The sequence below is a fragment of the Microcoleus sp. N9_B4 genome, from assembly GCF_036701635.1.
In the GTDB taxonomy this organism is placed as follows: domain Bacteria; phylum Cyanobacteriota; class Cyanobacteriia; order Cyanobacteriales; family Microcoleaceae; genus Microcoleus.
Genome location: NZ_JAUBRC010000005.1, coordinates 106374 through 129350, shown reverse-complemented (window position 1 = coordinate 129350; position 22977 = coordinate 106374). Strand labels below are relative to the sequence as shown.

Here is a 22977-nt window from a genome sequence, read left to right as displayed (position 1 = left end):
TCTCACGACTGATTCATTAATATCCCGCGCAACCTATTGACTTTTGAGCAAAAAAATGGTAATAAATTAAGGCTAAGGTCGTTTGTTAAAAAAGCAAAAATTACCCTTAATAACTGACAACTGCCCACTGACAACTGCCCACTGCCCACTACCCACTGCCCACTGCCCACTGACAACTGACAACTGACAACAGTCAACAGTCAACAGTCAACAGTCAACAGTCAACAGTCAACAGTCAACTGACTTTTGTATCAATTAATCCCGATCGCAGAGCTGTAAAGCGCTACCATAGTTGCAGCCGAAGTTAACTAAAGTTTAAGAATAACTAGCTTGTCTCAACTGCTCACTGCTTTAGAGTTCCCAGCCAATGTCTGGAAGATGAATAATGGGTTAACGGTCATTCACCAGCGGATTTCGGCCACACCGGTGGTCGCGCTAGACGTGTGGGTGAGGGCTGGCGCTACGCTGGAGCCGGATTCTTGGTCGGGAATGGCTCATTTTCTAGAACACATGATATTTAAAGGGACGGATTCGATCGCCCCTGGAGAATTTGACCAGGTAATCGAAAATCGCGGTGGTGTCGCCAATGCAGCTACAAGTCACGACTACGCGCATTTTTTCGTCAACGCTGCGGCCGATTATTTAGCAGAAACTGCCCAGCCACTGGCAGAATTGCTGCTGCGCGCTTCGATTCCCGATGCTGAATTCGATCGCGAGCGAGATGTGGTGCTCGAAGAAATCCGTCAAGCTCAAGACAATCCCGATTGGCTGGGTTTCCAAGCAATGATGGAAACAGTTTACCAGCGACATCCCTACAGGCGATCGGTATTGGGCACGGAAGAGTTGTTGATGTCGCGAACTCCCCACGAAATGCGCTGTTTCCACAGAGCGCACTATCAGCCGGAAAATATGACTGTGGTGGTAGTCGGGGGAATTGATGAACAACAGGCCAGAGATGTTACGGAGAAAGCATTCGAGCAGTTTTATGATCCGTGGGATTGTCCGAAATTAACCGCAGAGGCGGAACCGCCACTGATAGAAATTCGCCGTCAGGAATTGAGCCTCCCCCGATTGGAACAAGCGCGGCTGATGATGGCCTGGACGGGCCCGGGAGTTGAACACTTGCAAAGTGCTTGCGGCTTGGATTTGCTGTCGGTGTTGCTCGCAGACGGGCGAACTTCGCGTTTAGTCAGGGAACTGCGGGAAGAATTACAATTGGTAGAGGCGATCGACAGCACTTTCTCGTTGCAACGGGAATCGAGCTTATTTACTATCAGTGCAGTCTTGGACGCGAAGGATGTCGAAGAGGTGGAATCTCGGATTTGCGATCGGCTTTGGGAATTGCAGTCTGAGCCGGTTTCCGAGGTAGAATTGCTCCGCTGTAAGCGTTTGCTGTGCAACGATTTTGCTTTCTCGCTCGAAACGCCGGGACAGCTAGCGGGTCTTTACGGATATTACAATACGATCGCCACTGCGGAATTAGCGCTTAGCTATCCCACCAGGATTAAAGCATTTGGGCCATTAGACCTTCAGCGCCTAGCTCAACAATATCTTTCTCCCCGCCGCTACACGGCTGTGGTGCTAAAACCAATCTAATAACGGTTGACGGTTGACGGTTGACGGTTAATTGAAAAAAGGTAAGAGAAGACTTGCAGCTAAAATAGCAAGAGCGATGGTTACATTAAGTCATCATCGTTTTAAGCATATTAGCATATGTCATACAAAGTAGATTTAGGTGGATTCCTAGATTTACCGGGTTAAATGTATCTGTTACTGTGGTCAACAATCAACAGCGAACAGTCAACAGCCAATAGCGAACAGCCAACAGTCAACAGTCAACAGTTAACAAAGAATTCAATGAAAAATGAAATCCAGCGCACGGTTTTAGACAACGGTATTGTTGTCTTAGCAGCAGAAAATCCAGCAGCAGATATTATTGCAGCTAGGATATTCCTGCGGGCCGGCAGTCGCTACGTGCAGCCGGAACAAGCAGGATTGTGTCACTTGCTGTCGGCGGTAATGACTAAGGGAACCGATCGACTGTCTTCGCTGGAAATTGCCGAGCGTGTAGAATCGGTGGGAGCGAGGTTGAGTGCCGACTCTACTACAGACTATTTTTTAGTGAGTTTGAAAACGGTTTCTGCGGATTTTGAGGAGATTTTGGAGTTAGCGGCGCAATTGACGCGATCGCCCACTTTCCCGGAAGCTGAAGTCGAGCTCGAACGCCGTATTGCCATATCAGCAATTCGATCGCAGCAAGAACAGCCATTTGCGATCGCCTTCGAGCAATTGCGGCACGCGATGTACCAGGAACATCCCTATGCTTTCTCTCCCTTGGGCACGGAAGCTACGATGTCAAAGCTCACCAGAAACGAGCTCGAAGAGTTCCACAAAACCTATTTCCGTCCCGATAATGTAGTTATTTCTGTAGCCGGCAGAATCTCGACCGAAGATGCGATCGCCCTGATCGATCGAACTTTTGGCGACTGGAAAGCGCCTTTAACACCCCTGCCAACTTTAACCGTCCCCCCCCTGTCACCCTCCCCTCAATCGGTCGTTACGGCGCAAGATACGCAGCAATCAGTGATTATGCTGGGCTACCTCGCACCCTCTGTCAAAAATCCCGACTACGCAGCGATTAAATTGCTGAATACTTATTTGGGTAACGGTTTGTCGAGCCGATTGTTTGTGGAATTGCGGGAAAAGCGGGGCTTGGCTTACGACGTTTCCGCGCTCTACGCGACGCGCTTGGACACGGCTCAGTTTGTTGTGTACATGGGTACGGCGCCGGAAAATACGGCGACTGCTTTTGAAGGATTGCGCGCAGAAGTCGATCGACTCGCCAACACCGAACTAAGCGAGGAAGAATTGCAAGCTTGCAAGAATAAAATGCTCGGTCAATATGCTTTAGGAAAACAAACTAATTCGCAAATTGCCCAAGTTTTAGGTTGGTACGAAATTTTGGGATTGGGAATTAAATTTGACCAGCAGTTTCAAGAAGAAATTGCACAGGTGACAGCTTCACAAGCGCGGGATGCTGCTAAGAAATATTTTGTAGAACCGTATATTTCTTTGGTGGGCCCGGAGGCGGCGATTACAGAGTTGGGTGTAGTGGCTGTTTGTTAAGTAGGAAATTGGCGATCGAACTTTTCACAAGTTCGATCGATGCGATCGTCCGCTATTTCTAGGAATGTAAAATGAATGTTTCGCGTTGCGGCGTAAGAGATGAAAATGGGGCATAGGGCATAGGGCATAGGGTAATGGGGCATCGGTAACGGTTTGATCCGTCACACATCGCGTATTCAATCTGATAGACATCTCCCATAATTCTTGTGGAACAGGCATCCTGCCTGTTCAAAACAGGCTTTTTAGGAGATGTCTGATATACTAAAAGAATTGATTGGGCTAAGTTGAGCTATGACCATTGCGATCGACCAACCAATACAACAGAAGCCACTCAGCTTTGACGAGTTTATCGCCCGTTATGGTGGCGATAACCACTATGAACTGATCGATGGAGAGGTATTCGACTTGGAACCAACAGGCCCTCATGAGGAGGTTGCAGCCTTCATTACCACAAAAATCTGTGTCCAGATCGACGGAACAGGCTTACCTTGGTTTGTCCTTCAGCGGGGACTATTGCGCCCTTCAAATATTGGTATGACAGCATTTCGACCTGATGTTGCAGTTGTCGATCGAGATGAACTTACCAAAGAACTGTTTTGGTCTGACGAGTCGATCCTGACACTGGGCAGTTCGATTAAATTTGTGGCAGAAGTTGTTAGTAGCAACTGGCAAAATGATTATTCCCGTAAGGTCGAAGACTACGCAGTTTTAGGTATTCCTGAATATTGGATTGCAGACTACGCAGGATTAGGTGGTACTCAACACATTGGGAAGCCCAAACAACCCACCCTCTCTATCTGCACTTTAGTGAATGGGGAATATCAAATTCAGCAGATTCGGGGCAATCAGACCATCGTCTCTCTAACTTTCCCAGATTTAAAACTGACTGCTGAACAGGTGTTGATGGCTGGCAGGTAAAATCACTACAACACGTAGGATATATTAGGATATATTCTTCAGATAAAGGTAGGTTTAGCCACAAGGTTTGAGTAGACAGTTCGCGATCAATCTAATTCCTTTGCAACGTGGGGTTATGCTGAGTGCTGAGTTTTATTATTCTCTATATATTGGCGTAAAACGTTATTAATTAAAGTTTTATACTGTGAGTCTTGAGCCTCAAACCACTGCTTGACATCTGGATCAAGCTGAACTAAGTTGTGGGATAGATCGGCTGGAATACGTAAAGTCGATCGTTCAAAAAATTCATCTGTCAGCGGTGGAATATCTGAGTAGTCGATATTCTCTTCTGACCTTGACTCTAAGGTGGCCCAGTTAGTACCAGAGGTACTGTTCAAATCGTTTCTGCTCATGACGGTTAGCTCTTCGCGCTGAAATGATTCGGATTACATTGTTTTGACGTTCTGTCCAGACTACTACCGCTATTCCAGAACCGAGAAAACCGATTCCAAACCAGCGATCTTCGCCACAATCAAAACGATCGGAAGAGCTCAATCAGCATTTCACCATCAAACATCGCGGGAACATAGGCAAAATCAATCTGATGTTTACGGATGTTTTCAAGGTTTTTCGCTTCGTCCCACTCAAATTGCATGAAGGATTAGGAAAGGCGAGATTAAACTATCTTTATTCATTATCACGCATTGGGCCCAACAGGTTTTATGCTGCACTGGAGATCGATGTTGGGATCTAAACTCGATCGCCCGCAAGCATTAAACACCGGAAAAAACTTAGTGCGACTTCAATTGAACCTTTTCTGTTCCCGATCGGTCTAAATTCAAGACAGACCCATCAGGTCTAATTGATATGTACTTAGTAAAGCACTTTCAGATTAAAAAAGAGCTGACTCCCTGGCTTAGCGGACTCCTCGCCACTTCCCTGCTTGCAGGAGTCGGCTACACAGCTTACAGCCAACTCACAGTCAAATCCAGCCGCGAAACCAGAGGCAGGGAAAAAACCGTTGCTGTCGAAAGGGTGAACCTGCCGATTACAATTTCGGCAAACGGCACAATTGTGCCCGAACGTTCCGTTAACGTCAGCCCCAAAACTTCAGGAATGCTCAAAAGTTTGCTTGTCAATGAAGGAGATAAAGTTGAACAAGGGCAGATTCTCGCCTACATGGACGACTCCAACCTCCAAGGGCAACTTACCCAAACTCGCGGACAACTCGCAGCCGCCGAAGCAAACCTGGAAAAATTGGTCAACGGCACTCGAACCCAGGACATTGCCGTGGCTAAGGCTGTGTTAGCAGAACAACAGGCAAGTCTGCAAAAATTGCTCAACGGCAATCGAACCCAAGACATTGCTGTAGCTGAGGCACAACTGGCAGAACAACAGGCAAGTCTGCAAAAATTGCTTAACGGCAATCGAAGCCAGGATATTGCCGTAGCCGAGGCACAACTAGCTGAACAACAGGCAAATTTACAAAAATTGCTCAAGGGCAATCGGCCTGAAGACATCGCCCAAGCGATCGCCAAACTCAGAGATGCCGAATACGCCAAAAACCAAGCAGAGGAAGACTTTCAGAGAAATCAGGAACTCTATAATGCCGGAGCCATTGCTTTGCAAATTGTCAACAACTCCCGCACCGAGCGCGATCGAGCTCAAACGCAAGTCAGGCAAGCTGAACAAGCTGTAGCTTTGCTGCAAGCGGGTGCTCGCCCCGAAGAAATCGCTTCGGCGCGGGCTGCTGTCGAGCAAAAACGGCAAGCTTTGACCCTGGCGCGATCGGGCTCACGCCCCGAAGACATCGCTGCTGGGAGGGCTGCTGTCGAGCAAAAACGGCAAGCTTTGGCCCTGGCGCGATCAGGCGCACGGCCGGAAGACATCGCTGCGGGGCAGGCCGCCGTCGAGCAAAAACAGCAAGCTTTGGCCCTGCTAGAATCTGGTTCCCGCCCTGAAGACATCGCCCAAGCCCGCGCCCAAGTTCTCGCTGCTAGAGGCAGCCTGCAAAGCGTTCAAGCGCAGATTAACGACAGCGTGCTGCGGGCTCCTTTCACCGGCACTGTTACCCGCAAGTACGCCGATCCGGGCGCTTTTGTGACTCCCACGACGGCAGGTAGTGCGGTTTCTTCGGCTACTTCTTCTTCGATTTTGTCCTTAGCTTCCAAAAATCAATTAGTAGCAAACGTAGCAGAAACTAATATTTCTCAGATTAAGATCGGCCAGGCTGCGTCTATTCAAGCCGATGCTTTTGCGGGAAAGACTTTTGCAGGTAAAATCACTCAAATTTCGCCTCAGTCGATCGTCCAGCAAAATGTGACAAGTTTTGAGGTAAAAGCGGCAATTATTAATGATGATCAACAAATGCTGCGATCGGGCATGAATGTGAATGTGGAGTTTAAGGCTGGTGAACTCAAAAATGTTTTGGTAGTTCCGACTGCGGCAATTGTCCGCCAACAAAGGGAAACGGGGGTTTTTGTTCCGGGTTCAGAAGATGGCAAACCTGCTTTTATGCCGATTAAGACTGGTATGACGGTGGATGATAAGACGGAAGTGCGATCGGGTTTGAAAGGAAATGAAAAAGTGCTGCTTAGTTTACCGCCCGGATTGCGGCCTCGATCCCAAAATCCATCGTCGGGTGGAATTCCGGGTTTGCAACCGGGTGGCGGAACGCGCTTGCGTTAGTAGTTAGTAGTCATTAGTTAGTCCGCGAGTGAGTCCGACAGTCCGACAGGGATTGAAATCCCTGTCTCATAGCGAAAGTCCTCTGAAAGAGGACTGAAGAGTTAGTTGATGTAGATCGGTTTTAGACGAATTTTCAGTCGGTTTCAACCGACTTTAGCTATGAGACGGGGGTTTCAACCCCCGGCGGATCGTGCCACAAATCATATCGTTTCCGGCTGCATCATCAGACGAATTTTCAGTCGGTTTCAACCGACTTTAACTATGAGACGGGGGTTTCAACCCCCGGCGGGTCGTGCCACAAATCCTATCGTTTCCGGTTGCATTGTCAGGTGATAAATTAGGGGTCAATTAAGGCCAAATCCTTAGAAGTTGCCACCCAATAACAAATAACAAATAACAAATAACATGAAATTACAGACTCGCCCCCGTACCAACAAAATCTCTAATGTTCAAATCGCGTTGATGGCGACAGAGGCGCTGTGGAATAATAAGTTGCGTACCAGTTTAACTATGCTGGGCGTAATTATTGGGATATCTTCGGTAATTGCTATTACTTCGGTGGGACAGGGAGTACAAAAATCAACTGAAGAACAGTTAAAGGCTTTGGGTACAAATGTGCTGTTGGTGTTATCCGGCGCTTCGCGATCGGGCGGTGTCAGTCAGGGAAGCGGTTCTGCTACTACCCTTACTTGGGATGACGCTAGGGCGATCGGCAAACAAGCTCCTGCTGTTAAGGCGATTTCGGCTTATTTGCAGCGCCAAGTGCAAGTGGTTTATGGCGGACAAAATTCATTTACTGCTATTTTGGGAACGGATTTAAACTATCCAGATGTTAAGAACATTCAACCCCAAGAAGGACGGTTTTTTAACGAGGATGAATTGAATGCTGCTGAGCCAGTAGTTGTCCTCGGTTCTAAGGTGCGGGACGAACTTTTTGGAGCCGGAGTTAATGCGCTATCCTCCGATATTCGCATTCAGGGAAACCGTTACAAGGTCATTGGAGTGATGGAAACCAAGGGGTCTGTAGGGGGAACCGATCAGGACGATCGAGTGTATATTCCCCTCAAAAATATGTCTTCGCGGATTGTGGGGAGAAATTCTTTAGCGGGGATTGCGATATCGGGTTTTTGGTTGGAAACTGCCGGCGAAGCGGATTTAGCGGATGCTCAATTTCAAGTGGAAAATATTATGCGCTTGCGCCACAATATTTATCCGCCACAACCGGATGATTTTCGAGTTGTAAATCAAGCTGAGATAGTTAATACTTTCAGCAATGTGATAGGTTTATTTACGGTTATGGTGGGCGCGATCGCCGGAATTTCTTTGGTGGTTGGCGGTATCGGTATTGCTAATATTATGTTGGTGTCTGTTGTGGAACGGACTAAGGAAATCGGGATTCGCAAAGCGGTAGGCGCTACTAATGCAGCAATTCTAATTCAATTTATGGCGGAATCTATTTTAGTTTCCACGGTGGGGGGAACGGCGGGTATTGGGTTGGGAGTTGCGATCGCCTTTGGGGCCTCGACAGCGTTCAAATTTCCGTTTGTGGTTTCTGTATGGTCGATCGCAGCAGGTTTTGGGCTATCCTTTACTGTAGGCTTATTAGCTGGAGTATTGCCGGCTCGGAATGCGGCTCGCTTAGATCCGATCGCAGCCTTGCGGAATGATTGAACTTAGTGACGTTTGCCCCAGTTAAATTGAACACTCCTGGACGCACGAGTGGTCTGAAACCGGCTTTGATGGACGATCGGACTTCGTTGTCGGCCACAGATTCGCTAACGGGACTTAGACCAAAATCACGTCTAAACTGGCGGCAAACTAAGACAGGTAAAGGATTTGAGCTTAACTTGGGTACATTCCAGAACTGACAAGGGTTTCAGCTCTGACGGGGCCTCAAACTCTTTTCCTTACCTAGACAGCTTTTCAGGTCTTTGAGGGGCTAGAAAATGTTTAAGTTCCATTAGAAATAATATACGTTTATTCAAATATAATAACAAAAACCCCTTATCCAACAGGCAATTTCCATGTTAGAAGCATTGGTATTGGCAACAGTATTTTGCGGATTTTTTGGTATCATCTTTAAAAAGAACCTGATCATGAAAATCGTCTGTATGGATGTCATGAGTACAGGGGTTATAGCCTATTACGTGGTGGTGGCATCGCGAGAAGGCTTGCTGACACCCATTATTTCAAAGGGGAAAAATGTCGCTTACGCCGATCCGGTTCCCCAGGCGGTGATCTTAACGGCGATCGTGATCGGCTTTTCGATTCAGGCTTTAATGCTGGTTAGTGTGATGAAGCTGGCACGAGATAATCCGACATTAGAAAGTAACGAAATCGAGATGAATAATACCCCATGAATACCCTGACGCTAGCCTGGATTGGACTCCCGTTTTTTGTCGGGTTTAGTATTTATTTGATTCCGAAGCTTGACAAGTATCTGGCAATATTCGGAGCGCTCGCGTCCGCTGCCTATGCGTTCCTGCTTTTTGCTATGCCGTCAGCGGTGACGCTGGAGTTACTGGATAATTTCAGTGTCACGTTGTTAGTCGATCGCTTGAGCGGCTATTTCATCTTAACCAATGCCTTAGTCACAGCAGCGGTGATTATCTACTGTTGGCCAACAGAGAAGACGGCATTTTTTTATGCACAAATTCTGATGGTACACGGCAGCCTGAATGCGGCCTTTGCCTCTACTGATTTTATCAGTTTATATGTGGGGTTAGAGGTCAGCGGCATTGCGGCGTTTCTCTTGATTGCCTATCCTCGCACCGATCGATCGATTTGGGTGGCTTTGCGCTATCTATTTATTAGCAATACGGCAATGCTGTTTTATCTAGTCGGTGCCGTGCTGGTTTATAAGGCAAGTCATTCGTTTAGTTTTGCCGGCTTGGGTGCAGCGCCCCCAGAGGCGATCGCTCTGATCTTTATGGGACTCTTGGTTAAGGGAGGTGTGTTTGTATCGGGGTTATGGCTACCGTTAACTCACTCGGAAGCAGAAACGCCTGTGTCGGCTTTGCTGTCAGGGATTGTGGTCAAAGCGGGGGTATATCCCCTCGTGCGCTGTGCGCTGATGGTGGAGGAGGTGGCACCCATCGTCCAAATCTTTGGCGTCGGGACGGCGCTGCTGGGCGTGTTCTATGCCATTTTAGAAAAAGATAGCAAACGGATGTTGGCTTTTCACACGGTTTCGCAGTTGGGCTTTATCCTCGCTGCACCGTCCGTGGGTGGGTTTTATGCGCTGGCACACGGTTTGGTCAAATCGTCGCTGTTTCTGATTGCAGGATCGTTACCGAGTCGTAATCTGAAAGAATTGAAACAGAAGCCGATCGATACCAAAATCTGGATTGCCTTAGTCATAGCTAGCTTATCAATCTCTGGCTTTCCCTTGTTGGTTGGCTTTGGGGCAAAGGTGTTGACGGTGAAGAATTTGGGATTCTGGCCAGCGATCGCGATGAATGTCGCAGCAGTCGGAACAGCAATCTCTTTTGCTAAATTCATCTTTCTACCTCGTGGCGGACAAACAGCAGCCAAACCTGGTTTTTGGCCTGCGGTGTTGCTGTTGCTAGCGGGGCTGATTGCAGCCAATGCTTTTGATGTTCAGGCTTATACGCTGGAAAATATGCTTAAGGCGATCGCCATCATCGGCGTTGGTTGGTTAGCCTATTTTCTAATTTTTCAACGCACGGCAATCAAACTGCCACGTATGCTTGAACAATTCGATCATTTGGTCGGTTTTATGAGCTTGATTTCGCTCCTACTATTCTGGATGGCATTACCAAAATGATTGGACAGCTAATATTAAGACTGACGATCTGGTTTCTACTGACAGCCGATTTTAGTTTAGCAAATATTGCGATCGGCTTCATCATTGCTTTCCTGTTGCCGCGCAGCTCCGCACCCCCGGAACCTTTGAGGGAATGGTTGGGGGTGTTGGGTAAAATCTTCATGGCGATTCCGATAGCTTATTTAGAAGCATTTGAACTCATCCTCCGTCCCCATAGGCACGAAGATGTGATCATGGAAAAAGTGCCAAATCATCGATCGCCCTTGCTGATCTTCCTAGATGTCTTCCTGATCACTTTTACACCTAAGACAATTGTCGTTAAATATCACGAAGAGGGTTTTTACGAAGTACACCGAGTGCGACGGACATCAAACACCTAGCTCAAGTTTCTTTCTCAATGATTTAACCGCTAGTGACGCCGAGTCAGACAAGAGAAGAGAAGAGAGAAATGAATAATTCCGATTTAGCTAAGTAAGAAAAATCAGGAGGGAACACAATTGAACAACTTGAACAACTTGATTCTAATTGCGATGATTTTGGCTCTGCTCATACCTATGTACGAGGTATGGAAAGATCATGATATCTGGCAGACAATGTTGGCCTTTGCTAGTATTTCGAGCAAGGCGGCAATTATCGCTCTCGTCATATCCGTTTGGCGCGATGATTGGATGATCGGTGTGGTGGCGGCGATTATCCTCAGTGTGGGTAATGCTGGCTTGATGTTGTTGGCACATATAATCAAACGTATCAGTGAAGCATGATCGTAATAGATGTATTGAGCTATACCTGCATCGGTATAGGGATTTTTTTCTGGTTTTGGGGTACTTCTTTCCTACTTGGGAAGCGATCGGTTTTATATAAACTGCACAGTCTTTCGGTAGCAGATACGCTGGGTTCGATCGCGATCGTCGTCGGATTGCTGCTGCAAATACCCAATAAATGGCCCCTGCTGATTCTGGCGATCATTTGCTTAGCAATCTGGAACACAATGCTGGGATATGTGTTGGCCTATTGTTCCCAAACAGGGAGTGATTATGAACGATAATAGCTACATTTATGTCCTCGTCGCTCTGCTACCGTTAGCTGCTGGTATGGTGGTGTTTCAAGTCAATCCATACCACGCATTGCTACTGCGGGGGGTATTGGGAGCGATCGCCGCCTTGGTGTATACAATTTTAGGGGCGGGGGATGTGGGCTTGACCGAAGCCTTGATGGGTACTCTACTGGCGATTACACTTTATGCAGTGACGGTGCGTTCATCCCTCGTGCTGCGTCTGGGTGTAATCGAAGAGGGGACAGAGGGCGATGCTATACCAAACGACAAAACCGCAGGTGATTTTAAGCAACTGATAGATGACATCCGCACAGTTTTTCAGAAACGCCATATGCGCCTGGAACTGGTTCCCTATGCGACTACACAGGCATTGCAGCGGGCGCTGATGGAAAAAGAAGTTCATGCAGCTTGTTCCCCACAAAGCCAACTAGAACACAGCGGCGAAGCGCAACTTTATCACACCGCAATCAGAGTTCGGCGTGTCTATGACATCATGCAAACCGAACTTTCATCACCGGGGACAACCCTAACCTATGTAAATACACCAGACGCAGAGGACAAACATTGATGAAGTGGGTTTACTTTTTATCAGGGATAGCGCTGTTTGTCAAAATGCTGCTAATCGCCAATCCAACCATGGACTTATCGCAGCAAAGTTCGATCGTCGAATTGGTTGTTCAAGATAGTGGAGTACCCAATGCGGTTTCCGGTATCATTTTGCGAAATCGGCTGTACGACACGATCTTTGAAGTAGTGGTATTTACGATCGCCATCTTGGGTGCAAGTTTTATGCTAGCCAATGAAAAGCCGTCCTGCGCCATATATCAGTTTACCGATCAACCATCGATTATTTTGGCGCGATTGGGAGCGACGATTGCCGCCTTGGTGGGTATCGAACTAGCAATTCGCGGGCATTTAAGTCCAGGCGGTGGTTTTGCCGCGGGTGTAGCGGGGGGAACTGCGATCGGCTTGGTGGCGATTACCTCATCACCACAGTGGATGCAAGAAATCTACCAGCGCTGGCACGCCGCGACTTTGGAGAAAGTTTCGGTACTTGTTTTCATTGTATTGTCCGTTATCACTCTGTCAGGATATGAGTTACCCCACGGAGAGTTAGGCACACTTTTCAGCGGTGGCATTCTCCCCTTGCTCAATATCCTGGTTGCAGTCAAAGTCGCATTAGGATCGTGGGCGGTGCTGTTGGTGTTTATTCGCTATCGCGGATTGCTATGAAAAATGTTCCGATCTCCAATCCATTGACATCGAAATTATTCATCTCTCTCATTCTCTGACTCTGTGTCCTCTGTGTTCTCGGCGGTTTAATCATTCAGCAACAACCGTAAACAATATTTTAGGTTTATAAGGCTGACGCACGGGTAGTCAGAAACCGGGTTTTTTTGCAAAAATACTTCGTTATACCCGCAGAAACGGTCAAAAACCCGGTTTCTTTGCTTTTGGTGAGTAATTCCGGCGTTGCTGAATCGAGGTATGATAAACGTATAATGCGATCGCGGACGCAGAGAATAATTTCTTTAATTTTGATACGGAATTGGAACATCTGCAAATTTTAGATAGTGAATTAGTAATTGAATTGAATACCTTAGCAACTTGCTGTCTAATTTAGAATAACAAAGACTTTTTCATTTTAGGCGCGCTAAATAGTGCCTTAATCTTGTATTTTTACCCTCAACTCTTATCATATATGTTTGTATGTTTGGCGGTGAGATCTGCTCTCAATCGGGAATAAACTGCGGGTAAACTTTCCACCCATCTCTCACCTAAAAATGGCATTTCCATTTATTAACAATCCCCCATAGTGGTTCAAAGGTTTTTGCACGCTCGGTCGCCTAAAACCCATCCTAGAATACCTGGTTTAAAATGATCTACTCCTGTCCATAACCAGGTGCAAGTTTTTTTTGAGCCAAAAAATGTTTCTAATTCATCTAATTCTCCCACTTCGGGAGTTGTTTCTGCGTCATAAAAATCTGGCAAGAGTTTTCCTAGTTGTTTGACCCAATTAATGATGGTCGTATGATGCACATTTTTGACTCTCTCAATTGCTCGAAACCCCATAACATTGACATACATTTTAAGACATTCACGTTTGACCTCTGATATCAATTCCGGTTGCACTCCTCATGATGTTGACTGTTGACTGTTGACTGTTGACTGTTGACTGTTGACTGTTGACTGTTGACTGTTGACTGTTGACTGTGAATCGAACAACTGAAAATTGCGCGGAGATAGGTGGCGACTTGTAACAATCATTCATGAATTGCCCTCTAATTTATCACCTGACGATGCAGCCGGAAACGATATGAAGAGTAACCTTTATGAGGTTGATAGCAATCTATAAATTGTCTGCCACAACCGACACAAATATAATTCTGTTTACCTTCTTTCTTAACATTCTTAAGCTGTTGTTGCATTTAAATTGTATATTAAAAAACAATCAAACAATGAGTGGGGAGTAGGGGTTGGGCGTCCCGCCCACCTCGAATATGCAATTTAAATGCGCGACAGCTTAAATGAAATTTTAAATAAAATTGAAAAAAGTCAAAAGTAAGAAAGCTTTCAGTAAAAACAAGTTTTTTTACTTTTGGCTTTGGACTTTTGACTTTTAGCACATAGAGTATTCAACTCAAAACTCAAAACTCTTAAGGCGCTGCTGCCGCCCTGCGGTTGGCAACAATCAGATTAGCCTGATACTCTGCTGCTTTTTGCTGAGCCTTTTGATAGTTCGGGCTGGTTGACGGTACGGCTCTCATGAGCTTAACTGCTTGCTGCCACTCGCTTGCTACTGCGATCCACTCATTTTGAGACTGAGCCGTCTGGGCGGAAATAGCTGCTTTCTGAGCTGTGTTAACGGCTTCCCTCCAAGAGTCAGGCTTAGGCGCGGCGGCTTTTGGTGCCGGAGAGGCTGCCTTGGGTGTCGGAGATGCTGGTGCAGCTTTGGGTGGTGGAGATGTCGGAGCTGGGCTTGCGGGCGCAACAGCACTGGGAGCGACTTTTGGTGTAGGAGAGGCTGCCTGTGGTGCGCCTGGAGATGCGGCGGTCGAGGATGCAGCGGCTTTAGACGCGGGAGATGCGGGTTTCGGGGAGGGGGAAGTAGCTACGGGGGCGATGGGTTCTGGGTTCGAGTCGCCGAAGGGGAAAGTTTTAGTAAAGAAAAGCCCTGCGATCGCCGCCAGAGGTACTAAGATACCCACAGGTATTACCCATTTGGGAAATTGTTTTTTCGGAGGCGGGGCTTCATCTTCGTATTCGTCTTCGTCTTCCTCGCCGTCATCTCGATCGAATTCTCCTTCTTGATAATAGTCTTCGCCTCCGGGTTCGACATCATCTAAACCTACAGAGTCGTCAGGCATTCCACTATCTACGGGGTAAGGCATTGAATCCGCAGGCATCAGATCAATTTCATCTTCCCACGTAGGCGATCCGTCACCTGTTCGACGCCCGTAAACCTTTACAGTGTGAATTGATTCAAGTCCCAGCTTCGTCATGCCGGTGCGGATGAAATCGACCAATACCATTTGATCCGGTACTTTGTCTGCCTCCAGAATTATGTGGAGGCAGCCGTTGTCCCGCGTCACATCGGCGTTGATGCCTTTGGGTTTGAGTGTACGGTTGATGCTAGATGCGATCGCTTTTGGATCGCCTTGCTTGAGCAGTTCCCGCGGGTTCTGTTGTGTCATGGGTAGCGCTCTTTTTTTTGGGGGGGTGGAGAGCCGGCAAATAATATTAACCGATCGGCATTCGGCGGACAATATTTATTTACCACATTAACTTCTACTTTGGCATTCTAAGAGTATTTCTAGTATCTATTGACCTTTTGCCCCGCGATCGGGCATCAAGCACATAGCCACTATCGAAATTTGTTATAAAAATTTACAGTAAAGTGTCGCTCCTGTGCTCTGTCGCGCATCAGCGAAACAAGCTAGAAAGTTCTATAACTTTGGTTTGCAGGGTTGAGATTTCTTCTCGGCCCCGTTTTAAAGAAGCTTCTAACTCTAGGAGCAAAGGCAAACTTTTTTGCAGTTTTTCTAAGCTGGCATTCTTGACTTCTTGCCGAAAATAGTATACTCGTTTCGGATTGCCGAGATCTAGAGCTTGAGCAATTTTATCATCGCGATCGCCCGCTTGGATCATCGCCTTTACCCACAGCCAAATCCGAAACTTACCAGTCAAGCCAGCCACAATTCTCAAACCAGGCTCGCTGCGGCCAGTTAATCCTGCCAATAAATCCAAGGCGGCGGAGGTATTGCCCTCCCGAATCGCATCGGCTAGCTGGAACGTATTTTGGGCGTGACAGTGTACCAGTGCTGCCACTTCCTCCGGGTTCAGAGGTTGGCTGCGGTTGCCCGCAAACAGTCGCAATTTTTCCAGTTCGCTGTATAGCCCGCGGGTATCGCTGCCAATGGATTCGGCCAAAAGTTCGATCGCTGTGGCTGTCAATTTTACGTTCATTTCGCCCGCGACTTGGCGCACCCGCTGGGCTAATTCTTTGTCATTCCAAGGCGGAATCGGTGAAAATTCCCGCACTTGGGCGGCGGACTGGGAAATTAACTTGGTAGATTTGAGCCGGCTGTCGGGTTTTTTGACGGATGTCAGCAGCAGCACGGTGGTAGGGGGAATCACCGGCAGCGTCCGTTCAAATTGTGCTAACAGTTCTGGAGAGCACTGCTGCGTTACAGTCGTATTTGCCAGCCAGACAAAACGGCTGCCGGTACCGAAGGGTGGGGTTAAGGCTCGATCGAGTCCTTCGACCACAGCGTCGGCTCGATCGGCAATAATCTTGTCATAGTTAAAACTAGCCCAGTTGGGGTCGAGGACTGTTTGGCGCAAACTTGTCACAGCCTGCGCCATCGCAAAGTCGTCTTCCCCCCAAAACAGGTAAATTTGCATGAAAAACGCTCAGTAGCCCAAAAAATCAAAGTTGCAGGTTCCGCAAGTCCAACATATCCTGAATAGGGCTGTTGGAAGCCCGCACCATAATATAAAATTTGGTGTGGGAGTATGTCACCGCGAGGAAATCAAGATTGGATGATACTTATCAAGCTTACGTAAATCGGGTGGCGCGAATGACGCTGCTGGACTCCTACAAGTCCCAGGTGGAACACATTCAGGAATCTCCAAAATTTAAGCCCGACGAAGCAGGCCGGAGAGATCCTGTACCTTTTCCAGGTTATTCAGTGATTACGCCGCCTGCGGGGGAAGATGCAGAAAATGCTGCATTTTATAGTAATTTGCAGTCGAGCCAACAACGGCTATTGCAGGAAATAGGGGAGGGTGCGCTCGTGGCACTGCCTCCTGATAGCTTCCATTTAACCGTAGCCGATTTGATTTGGAACAGCGCTTTTCGAGATGCCTCTGATAAAAATCCAGAATTTGAGGAGCAACTGCGCTCGCGCATGGCCGATCGTTTTGCAGCCTGCAAACCCTTGGCGGGCGGAGCTCCCATTCGCTGGATAGTGCTGGGGTTGATGGTGATGACTAGAGCTGTGGGTGTTTGTTTGGCACCGACGGACGAAAACTCTTACAAGCAAATTCTGGAGTTTCGCCGATCGATCTATCAAAATCCCGATTTAATGGCTTTGGGAATTGAACAGCAATATCATTTTACGGCACACATTACTCTGGCTTATTTTGGGGACACCGGGCCGAACCTTGACCGCGATCGCTTGTGCGCTTTGCTGTCAGAGTTGAACGAGCAATGGCTGGACACGCCGCAAGAACTGTCCGTACACCGAGTGGAACTACGGAAGTTTGAGGACATGGCTACCTACCTCCGACAACCTGACTGGCCTGTTTTTGAGTTTTAACGAAAGAAGAGGGAAGAAGGAACAAGGAAGAAGGAAGAAGGAAGAGGATCGATGTGAAGATTTTTTCCATCTCCCCCTCTCCCCATCTCCCACTCTCCCAGTCTCTCTCCCCCTCTCCCCCTCTCCCCTGTGGCAATAGTCAGGATATTGCCTATTAAATGCTTTAATTATTTTTGTTTGACAGTAAAGTCAAGGGAAAAATTTGTCACTAACCCCACCCTAAAGGGATGGGGCTTGTAAGGAAACCAAGCCATAGGTAGAAAACAAGCGCAAGTAGGACTAGACAACGGTTGAGAAACCAATTTGAACTAACTGAAGGTGGCACTTTCATTGGACGTTACAGGCGCTATTCCTAACCCGTAACCACTCCGTTAGTCAAAGTCGAAGGAAATTAAACAGTTAGGCTTATCGCCAAACAAAAACCATGCAATACGTTCCTGTAGTGGACTTTGAGCAACGTCCTTTAATGCCAACAACACCCGCAAGGGCAGAGCGTTGGATTAAATCTGGAAAAGCAACACCATTTTTCCGTAAAGGGATATTTTGTGTTCGCTTAAACGTTGAACCTTCAAATCGTCATACTCAACCTGTAGCAGTTGGAATCGATCCGGGTTCTAAACGTGAGGGGTACACAGTCAAATCAAAAGCTCATACCTACTTAAATCAGCAGTTTCATGCTGTTGATTGGGTTAAAGAGGCTGAGGAGACAAGTACAAACGCCAGACGTGGAAGGCGCAATCGAAAAACACCTTGTCGCCAACCTCGTAAAAACCGTAAGCGTGGCGGGATTCCTCCAAGCACTAAGGCGCGTTGGCAATTCAAAATCCGAGTAGTCAAAGTTTTTGATACCATCTTTCCTATCTCAGACATTGGAATTGAGGATGTAAAAGCATTGACCAAAAAAGGTTGTCGCAAATGGAATAAGTCATTTTCGCCCTTAGAAGTTGGCAAAAAATGGTGTTATTCCGAGTTGGAAAGAATTGCACCTGTCACCCAATTTGATGGCTATACCGACACCTACTTAACTCGTCAAAAATTATGTCTCAAAAAATCTAAGGTCAAGTTATCCAATGTTTTTGATGCCCATTGTGTCGATTCTTGGGTGCTAGCTTACCTGTTGGTAGGTGGCGATATATCACCAAAAAATATGGTGGTGATGGAATGTAAGCCCATCCGCATTTATCGCAGACAATTGCACGTTTTTAACCCTGGGAAAAACGGATATCGCCGTCCTTACGGTGGCTCCATGTCGCAAGGATTGAAGCGCGGGGGGATTGTCAAGCATCCTAAGTATGGAAAGTGTTACGTAGGTGGCGAAGATTCTAAAAAATCTCGCATTAGCCTCCACAGTCTTGGTACAGGAAAACGCCTGTGTCAAAACGCAAAGCCCACAGATTGTAAGTTTCTGGCTTACAACTCATGGCGAACTGTAAAGCCGTCCTAAAAGGACGGGGTTTCAAACCCATTTTTCTGATGAAAAACCAGGAAAAATCAGTAATTCTGGTTTTTTACTTTTTGCTTAAAAAGTGACAGTACACGTTGTTGGTATAGGTTTAGATGGAGCTGCTGGGCTGAGCGAATCGGCGCGGCAGGTTGTAGAAATGGCCGCTCTGCTAATAGGGAGCGATCGACATTTGAGCTATTTTCCCCAGCACGAGGGAGAGCGCTGGGCGTTGGAAGATTTGACCGAAGCAATTCTGGAAATTCGGCGCTGGTGGGCGACTGAACCCGAATTAGAACCCTCTGCGGGGACGGTGGAACACCGCGATCGACCGATCGTAATTTTAGTGGCCGGCGACCCGCTGTTCTACGGCTGGGGAAAGTTGTTAATTGCCCAATTGCCGCCAGAAAAATTGACTTTTCACCCCCATGTCAGTTCTGTGCAGTTGGCTTTTAATCGCTTGAGAATCCCTTGGCAAGATGCTCATTGTGTAGGATCTCAAGGACGCTATTTTGAGGAGCTGACGGCGAAGCTGAAGCTCGGTGTGGAGAAGATTGCGGTGCTGGCGGACGAAGCTCACACTCCGGCTGCCCTGGCAAGTTTGGTGAAAGCTCTAGATTTGCCGACACGCTACGAGTTTTGGGTTTGCGAAAATTTGGGGGCGGCCGAGGAACGGGTAAGCCACAAGTCTCTGGAAGCTTTGCTGAGAGAGTCTTTTGCACCGCTGAGCGTGGTTGTGATGCTGCGGGAACCCCCGCCGAGGGCAGAACCTTTGGATTTGGAAAAGTTGCCTTTGTTGGGAATACCGGATGCAGCTTTTATCGGTTGTGGCGATAAGCCGGGTTTGACGGTGGAACGGGAAGTGCGGGTGTTGGTGCTGGCACAATTGGCTTTGCAACCGGGACAAGTTGTCTGGGATGTGGGTGCTGGTAATGGTTCTGTGTCGATCGAAATTGCTCGTTTATTCCCGCAATCTGAGGTTTACGCGATCGAACAAACGGTTTCTGGTACTTCTGCGATCGAGTTTAACTATGGCCGTTTTGGGTTGCAAAATGTGTTTTCGATTTACGGAACCGCCCCGGAAATCTTGCACCGCTTGCGTCCTCCGCACCGGATTTTTATTGGCGGTAGTGGCGGAGGGTTGACTAAAATTTTGGGTGTTTGCGCGCTGCGGCTGCTTCCTGGAGGGTCGATCGTGCTGGCTTTGGATGCTTTTGAGGATATTGCTACTGTTTTGAGCTGGATGGGCGATCGGGTGCGCCGGGAACCGCACTGGAGTTACCAAATCGTGCAAGTGCAGTTATCGCGTTCTGTGGCTGGGGGGAATTCAACTCGTTTTGATGCGTTGCGGCCAGTTTCGATTGTGACGATCGATCGACACTTGAATTAATGTCTGAATTTTTACCGCTGATTTAAGCTGATTAGGGCTGATTAACGTTAATTTGAGTTAGGAAGAGTTAGGAAGAGTAAGGTTGCGGTTGCTAGTAGCAATAAAATGCCGGCTGCACCTGCTAGCGGTTTGGTGGCAATTCCTGTAATCCATTCTGGTACGGTAGAAGTAGGTTTAATTGCGCCTTCTGTATCTACGGTAGTTATACCCCAAATCCAAGCTGCGTGAATGCCGATCGCCAATCCTAAACTGCCATTGTCGGCGATGCGGGCTAATGTTAAAACCATCCCCATCAGCCACAATCCGGGTAGTTGCGGTAGAGTTTCTTTGGCGGCCCAAATTAGATGGGCGATCGCAAAAATGAAACTGGCGATCGCTGCTGCGATTAGCATTGAGTAATCTTGCTGGAGTATTGTTTGCAAGCAGCCGCGAAAGATTAACTCTTCTGTGGCGCTAATCCACAGTCCTAATAACAGAGTCAGCAGACTAGCAGGGTTAAAAATTAAAGTCCAAAAGTTAATTTTTTTTTCGCCTGTTTCGGTGGAAATTTCCCCGCTTTTTAGCTCAAGCCAGCCTGCGGTTAATTGCAGACCGAATAAAATTACTAAGCTGATTATTCCTAATCCTAATCCCCACAGTAATGACATAAAAACTGCGGGTTGCCAATCCCAACCCCAGTTAATAAAAGATGTATTTTCGATCCAACTTGTCGCCCATAAAATGAAGGGGACAATCACGTAGAGGGAAGCTAGTAAAGGTAGTTTTTTGTTTCCCAGGGGTTGAGGTGGATGCCATTTGAGGGCGATCGCCAGCACGATCGCTGCGGGAAGCCACACGACAATCCAAGTTGAGAAAAACAAGATTATTTTGACAATTGCTGGTATTGACGGCGACAGCAGTCGCAGGTTGTTTAGGTGATTCCACATTTTAATAGCTATAGTCCTGGACGCCTCAACTCTATTGCAATGACTAATTGAGTCCTAGCTTTTATCTGACGAGATATTACTCCTTTAACGATCGGAAACCCGCGAGCTTTTTATGGTGGAGGACTGTGATGGGACAAGCTTCTAATCTGCTTGCATCCATCCCTCAATAATTGCTACCAAAACATTAACTAGCGGGTTATCTACCGCCTCTTTAAATGCTTCAGTACCTCCTGATTTGAGGGCGCCAATCACTCGTGCTTTCAAGGTGGGATTATTCTTTATTTCATCAGCAGCCTTTGCGGCAATTATCATTTTTTCTGTCTCTGTTTTAGTAGGATTAGTTTCTTCTAGTTGCTTCAAAAGCTGTTGAATTTCTGCTGCTGCTTCATCCAGACTTTGCTTAGATGAGTAGTCATTTAGAATTCCACCTATCTGTGTTCCTCTATCTCCAGCGAAGCCACCACCGAACTGTGAACCACGAAGATCGTATTTAGGAGTTTCTGCCATGAGTTTTTGTACCTCTGTTTGCTTTTGAAGTATGTTATGTAGATTATTAATATTTTCTCTTAAAGTTTGAGTTTCCTGCTGATACTGTAAGATTTGAGTTTCTTTAACAGAAATCTCGGTTCTATATTTTTCTTGTATAGCTTCGCGAATCAATTCATGAACTTTCATAAATTCACCATGAATTTCCTCCCGATCTACATCAGGAGACATACTCACCTTAACTACATGAATATCCTCCCCTTTCTCTTCTGTACTCTGGATATCTATTCTAGCGTCTTCGTATTCAGCTTGTATGGCTTTAAATGAGTAAACAAAAGCTTCTAGATCAATGGCATTGCAAATAACTATATCAATTGTTTCAAAAGTTTTTTGAAAAACTTTGGTAAATTCTCCGGGAGTAAATCTTCTTCCTACGGGATAGGGTTCTCGCCTGTTAGAATCCGAATAAACAAACTCACAAATTACTCCATTGAAATTCGTAGCAATATTATATTGCCAACCTTCTATACAGGCTCCAGTAAACTTGGCAAAAGCGAATTGAGCATTTGCTGCTTGAGTTTTTGAAAGATTAGCCCTGATCAGATTAGCTCCATAGAATTCAGTCCCGCTAAGATTAGCTCCAGTAAGGTTAGCTCCATGTAGATCGGCCCCACTGAGATTACTCTTAATCACATTAGTATTAATTCCCTCAAAATCATACCCATTGTACCCCAGATCTGCCTTACGGAGGTTAGCCCTGCTGAAGTCAGTTCCGCTGAGGTTAGCTCCATTAAGGTAAGCTCCACTAAGATTAGCCCCACTAAGATTAGCCTCGATAACCTCAGCAGATTTGAGGTTAGCCTTACCGAGGTTAGCTTCACCAAGGTCAGTCCCAAGAAGGTAAGCTTCACTGAGGTTAGCCCCACTGAGATCGGCATCACGGAAGTTAGCATTACCTAGATGAGCCTTTGTAAGGTTAGCTCCCACGAGGTTAGCACCACAGAGATTAGCATCGGTAAGGTAAGCTTCGCTAAGGTTAGCCTTGCTGAGATCAGCTTCGCCGAAGTCAGTATCAATGAGTTGAGCTTCGCTAAGGTTAGCTCCGCTGAGGTTAGCACCATTGAAGTTAGCCCTGCTGATATCTAGCTGGCTCAAGTCAGAGCCACTCAGGTTAACCCCACTAAAGTTAATTCCGCTCAAGTCTGTATTGAAGATAAGCTGGGTGATATCTACCTCTACATCAAGATTTTTTTCTCGCCAAAAGTTCCAGCTATCTACACCTTGCTTAAGGAGGTCGATAAATTCCTGTTTTTCCATCTAGAGCTAGACCCATAGTTCCAGTACATATCATAGCTCAGCT

The 22977-nt window shown here is 46.9% G+C and carries 22 protein-coding genes and 1 pseudogene; 15 read left to right on the top strand and 8 right to left on the bottom strand.

The window, feature by feature from the left end:
- The first annotated feature begins 330 nt into the window (after nucleotides 1-330).
- Together QUA43_RS05090 and QUA43_RS05085 are read left to right on the top strand one after the other, a co-directional pair.
- Nucleotides 331-1596: a pitrilysin family protein gene (locus QUA43_RS05090; protein ID WP_333371580.1), complete on the top strand. Its 1266-nt coding sequence runs from the start codon at nucleotides 331-333 to the stop codon at nucleotides 1594-1596.
- Nucleotides 1597-1857: 261 nt separating this feature from the next.
- Entirely contained in the window at nucleotides 1858-3126 is a 1269-nt protein-coding gene (locus QUA43_RS05085) for a pitrilysin family protein (RefSeq protein ID WP_333371720.1), read from the top strand.
- On the opposite strand, the gene QUA43_RS05080 is transcribed toward QUA43_RS05085, so the two are convergent.
- Nucleotides 3123-3269: a hypothetical protein gene (locus QUA43_RS05080; RefSeq protein ID WP_333371578.1), complete on the bottom strand. Its 147-nt coding sequence runs from the start codon at nucleotides 3267-3269 to the stop codon at nucleotides 3123-3125. The two genes, QUA43_RS05085 and QUA43_RS05080, sit on opposite strands and share 4 nt — an antisense overlap.
- A gap of 148 nt (nucleotides 3270-3417) precedes the next feature.
- On the opposite strand from QUA43_RS05080, the gene QUA43_RS05075 reads away from it, so the two are divergent.
- Nucleotides 3418-4044, top strand: coding sequence for a Uma2 family endonuclease (locus QUA43_RS05075; RefSeq protein ID WP_333371576.1), 627 nt, complete (start codon nucleotides 3418-3420; stop codon nucleotides 4042-4044).
- A 113-nt stretch (nucleotides 4045-4157) separates the two neighbouring features.
- Here QUA43_RS05075 and QUA43_RS05070 read toward each other — a convergent pair whose 3' ends face one another.
- Nucleotides 4158-4436, bottom strand: a complete 279-nt coding sequence (locus QUA43_RS05070) for a BrnA antitoxin family protein (protein ID WP_333371574.1) — start codon at nucleotides 4434-4436, stop codon at nucleotides 4158-4160.
- Nucleotides 4399-4578, bottom strand: coding sequence for a BrnT family toxin (locus QUA43_RS05065; protein ID WP_333371572.1), 180 nt, complete (start codon nucleotides 4576-4578; stop codon nucleotides 4399-4401). The genes QUA43_RS05070 and QUA43_RS05065 overlap by 38 nt, the downstream gene beginning before the upstream one ends.
- 312 nt (nucleotides 4579-4890) lie before the next feature.
- Here QUA43_RS05065 and QUA43_RS05060 point away from each other — a divergent pair, with 312 nt between their 5' ends.
- The 9 genes from QUA43_RS05060 to QUA43_RS05020 all read left to right on the top strand — a co-directional run bounded on the left by QUA43_RS05060 (nucleotide 4891) and on the right by QUA43_RS05020 (nucleotide 12785).
- On the top strand, nucleotides 4891-6711 hold the full coding sequence (locus QUA43_RS05060) for an efflux RND transporter periplasmic adaptor subunit (protein ID WP_333371570.1): 1821 nt from the start codon (nucleotides 4891-4893) through the stop codon (nucleotides 6709-6711).
- Between the two features lie 405 nt (nucleotides 6712-7116).
- Entirely contained in the window at nucleotides 7117-8382 is a 1266-nt protein-coding gene (locus QUA43_RS05055) for an ABC transporter permease (protein WP_333371568.1), read from the top strand.
- Nucleotides 8383-8735: 353 nt separating this feature from the next.
- On the top strand, nucleotides 8736-9071 hold the full coding sequence (locus tag QUA43_RS05050) for a cation:proton antiporter subunit C (RefSeq protein WP_333213781.1): 336 nt from the start codon (nucleotides 8736-8738) through the stop codon (nucleotides 9069-9071).
- Nucleotides 9068-10498 (top strand): cation:proton antiporter, encoded by a 1431-nt coding sequence (locus QUA43_RS05045; protein ID WP_333371566.1) that lies wholly within the window; start codon nucleotides 9068-9070, stop codon nucleotides 10496-10498. The genes QUA43_RS05050 and QUA43_RS05045 overlap by 4 nt, the downstream gene beginning before the upstream one ends.
- The gene (locus QUA43_RS05040; protein ID WP_333371564.1) at nucleotides 10495-10878 is read left to right on the top strand and encodes a Na+/H+ antiporter subunit E; all 384 of its coding nucleotides are present in this window, start codon (nucleotides 10495-10497) and stop codon (nucleotides 10876-10878) included. The genes QUA43_RS05045 and QUA43_RS05040 overlap by 4 nt, the downstream gene beginning before the upstream one ends.
- Before the next feature lie 150 nt (nucleotides 10879-11028).
- A complete protein-coding gene (locus QUA43_RS05035; protein WP_333308098.1) occupies nucleotides 11029-11259 on the top strand; it encodes a hypothetical protein in 231 nt (76 codons plus the stop codon).
- Nucleotides 11256-11543, top strand: a complete 288-nt coding sequence (locus QUA43_RS05030) for a monovalent cation/H(+) antiporter subunit G (RefSeq protein WP_333371562.1) — start codon at nucleotides 11256-11258, stop codon at nucleotides 11541-11543. Before QUA43_RS05035 ends, QUA43_RS05030 begins: the two co-directional genes overlap by 4 nt.
- Nucleotides 11533-12120 carry a DUF4040 domain-containing protein gene (locus QUA43_RS05025; RefSeq protein WP_333371560.1) on the top strand — a complete coding sequence of 196 codons (588 nt, stop codon included), beginning with the start codon at nucleotides 11533-11535 and terminating at the stop codon, nucleotides 12118-12120. Before QUA43_RS05030 ends, QUA43_RS05025 begins: the two co-directional genes overlap by 11 nt.
- Nucleotides 12120-12785 carry a Na(+)/H(+) antiporter subunit B gene (locus QUA43_RS05020; RefSeq protein WP_333371558.1) on the top strand — a complete coding sequence of 222 codons (666 nt, stop codon included), beginning with the start codon at nucleotides 12120-12122 and terminating at the stop codon, nucleotides 12783-12785. Before QUA43_RS05025 ends, QUA43_RS05020 begins: the two co-directional genes overlap by 1 nt.
- 299 nt (nucleotides 12786-13084) lie before the next feature.
- Here QUA43_RS05020 and QUA43_RS05015 read toward each other — a convergent pair.
- The 3 genes and pseudogenes from QUA43_RS05015 to holA all read right to left on the bottom strand — a co-directional run.
- Nucleotides 13085-13664, bottom strand: a pseudogene (locus tag QUA43_RS05015) (IS1 family transposase); the annotation flags it as partial.
- 545 nt (nucleotides 13665-14209) lie between these two features.
- Nucleotides 14210-15247 carry a hypothetical protein gene (locus QUA43_RS05010; protein ID WP_333371556.1) on the bottom strand — a complete coding sequence of 346 codons (1038 nt, stop codon included), beginning with the start codon at nucleotides 15245-15247 and terminating at the stop codon, nucleotides 14210-14212.
- A gap of 229 nt (nucleotides 15248-15476) precedes the next feature.
- Nucleotides 15477-16457, bottom strand: coding sequence for a DNA polymerase III subunit delta (holA, locus tag QUA43_RS05005; RefSeq protein ID WP_333371554.1), 981 nt, complete (start codon nucleotides 16455-16457; stop codon nucleotides 15477-15479).
- Between the two features lie 176 nt (nucleotides 16458-16633).
- On the opposite strand from holA, the gene QUA43_RS05000 reads away from it, so the two are divergent.
- From QUA43_RS05000 to cbiE, 3 genes are all read left to right on the top strand, one after another.
- Nucleotides 16634-17374 carry a DUF1868 domain-containing protein gene (locus tag QUA43_RS05000; RefSeq protein ID WP_333226093.1) on the top strand — a complete coding sequence of 247 codons (741 nt, stop codon included), beginning with the start codon at nucleotides 16634-16636 and terminating at the stop codon, nucleotides 17372-17374.
- Nucleotides 17375-17798: 424 nt separating this feature from the next.
- Nucleotides 17799-18818, top strand: a complete 1020-nt coding sequence (locus tag QUA43_RS04995; RefSeq protein WP_333371552.1) for an RRXRR domain-containing protein — start codon at nucleotides 17799-17801, stop codon at nucleotides 18816-18818.
- An 82-nt stretch (nucleotides 18819-18900) separates the two neighbouring features.
- Entirely contained in the window at nucleotides 18901-20205 is a 1305-nt protein-coding gene (cbiE, locus tag QUA43_RS04990) for a precorrin-6y C5,15-methyltransferase (decarboxylating) subunit CbiE (RefSeq protein ID WP_333371550.1), read from the top strand.
- A 47-nt stretch (nucleotides 20206-20252) separates the two neighbouring features.
- On the opposite strand, the gene QUA43_RS04985 is transcribed toward cbiE, so the two are convergent.
- Together QUA43_RS04985 and QUA43_RS04980 are read right to left on the bottom strand one after the other, a co-directional pair.
- The gene (locus QUA43_RS04985) at nucleotides 20253-21131 is read right to left on the bottom strand and encodes a CPBP family glutamic-type intramembrane protease (protein WP_333371548.1); all 879 of its coding nucleotides are present in this window, start codon (nucleotides 21129-21131) and stop codon (nucleotides 20253-20255) included.
- 141 nt (nucleotides 21132-21272) lie between these two features.
- Nucleotides 21273-22934 (bottom strand): pentapeptide repeat-containing protein, encoded by a 1662-nt coding sequence (locus QUA43_RS04980; protein ID WP_333371546.1) that lies wholly within the window; start codon nucleotides 22932-22934, stop codon nucleotides 21273-21275.
- Nucleotides 22935-22977 lie beyond the last annotated feature (43 nt).

Coding starts and splice junctions, on each gene's coding strand:
- QUA43_RS05085 (WP_333371720.1), top strand. CDS start 1,858: ATGAAAAATGAAATCCAGCGCACGGTTTTAGACAACGGTATTGTTGTC.
- QUA43_RS05080 (WP_333371578.1), bottom strand. CDS start 3,269: ATGCCCCATTACCCTATGCCCTATGCCCTATGCCCCATTTTCATCTCT.
- QUA43_RS05075 (WP_333371576.1), top strand. CDS start 3,418: ATGACCATTGCGATCGACCAACCAATACAACAGAAGCCACTCAGCTTT.
- QUA43_RS05070 (WP_333371574.1), bottom strand. CDS start 4,436: ATGAGCAGAAACGATTTGAACAGTACCTCTGGTACTAACTGGGCCACC.
- QUA43_RS05060 (WP_333371570.1), top strand. CDS start 4,891: ATGTACTTAGTAAAGCACTTTCAGATTAAAAAAGAGCTGACTCCCTGG.
- QUA43_RS05055 (WP_333371568.1), top strand. CDS start 7,117: ATGAAATTACAGACTCGCCCCCGTACCAACAAAATCTCTAATGTTCAA.
- QUA43_RS05050 (WP_333213781.1), top strand. CDS start 8,736: ATGTTAGAAGCATTGGTATTGGCAACAGTATTTTGCGGATTTTTTGGT.
- QUA43_RS05045 (WP_333371566.1), top strand. CDS start 9,068: ATGAATACCCTGACGCTAGCCTGGATTGGACTCCCGTTTTTTGTCGGG.
- QUA43_RS05040 (WP_333371564.1), top strand. CDS start 10,495: ATGATTGGACAGCTAATATTAAGACTGACGATCTGGTTTCTACTGACA.
- QUA43_RS05035 (WP_333308098.1), top strand. CDS start 11,029: ATGATTTTGGCTCTGCTCATACCTATGTACGAGGTATGGAAAGATCAT.
- QUA43_RS05030 (WP_333371562.1), top strand. CDS start 11,256: ATGATCGTAATAGATGTATTGAGCTATACCTGCATCGGTATAGGGATT.
- QUA43_RS05025 (WP_333371560.1), top strand. CDS start 11,533: ATGAACGATAATAGCTACATTTATGTCCTCGTCGCTCTGCTACCGTTA.
- QUA43_RS05020 (WP_333371558.1), top strand. CDS start 12,120: ATGAAGTGGGTTTACTTTTTATCAGGGATAGCGCTGTTTGTCAAAATG.
- QUA43_RS05010 (WP_333371556.1), bottom strand. CDS start 15,247: ATGACACAACAGAACCCGCGGGAACTGCTCAAGCAAGGCGATCCAAAA.
- holA (WP_333371554.1), bottom strand. CDS start 16,457: ATGCAAATTTACCTGTTTTGGGGGGAAGACGACTTTGCGATGGCGCAG.
- QUA43_RS05000 (WP_333226093.1), top strand. CDS start 16,634: ATGACGCTGCTGGACTCCTACAAGTCCCAGGTGGAACACATTCAGGAA.
- QUA43_RS04995 (WP_333371552.1), top strand. CDS start 17,799: ATGCAATACGTTCCTGTAGTGGACTTTGAGCAACGTCCTTTAATGCCA.
- QUA43_RS04985 (WP_333371548.1), bottom strand. CDS start 21,131: ATGTGGAATCACCTAAACAACCTGCGACTGCTGTCGCCGTCAATACCA.
- QUA43_RS04980 (WP_333371546.1), bottom strand. CDS start 22,934: ATGGAAAAACAGGAATTTATCGACCTCCTTAAGCAAGGTGTAGATAGC.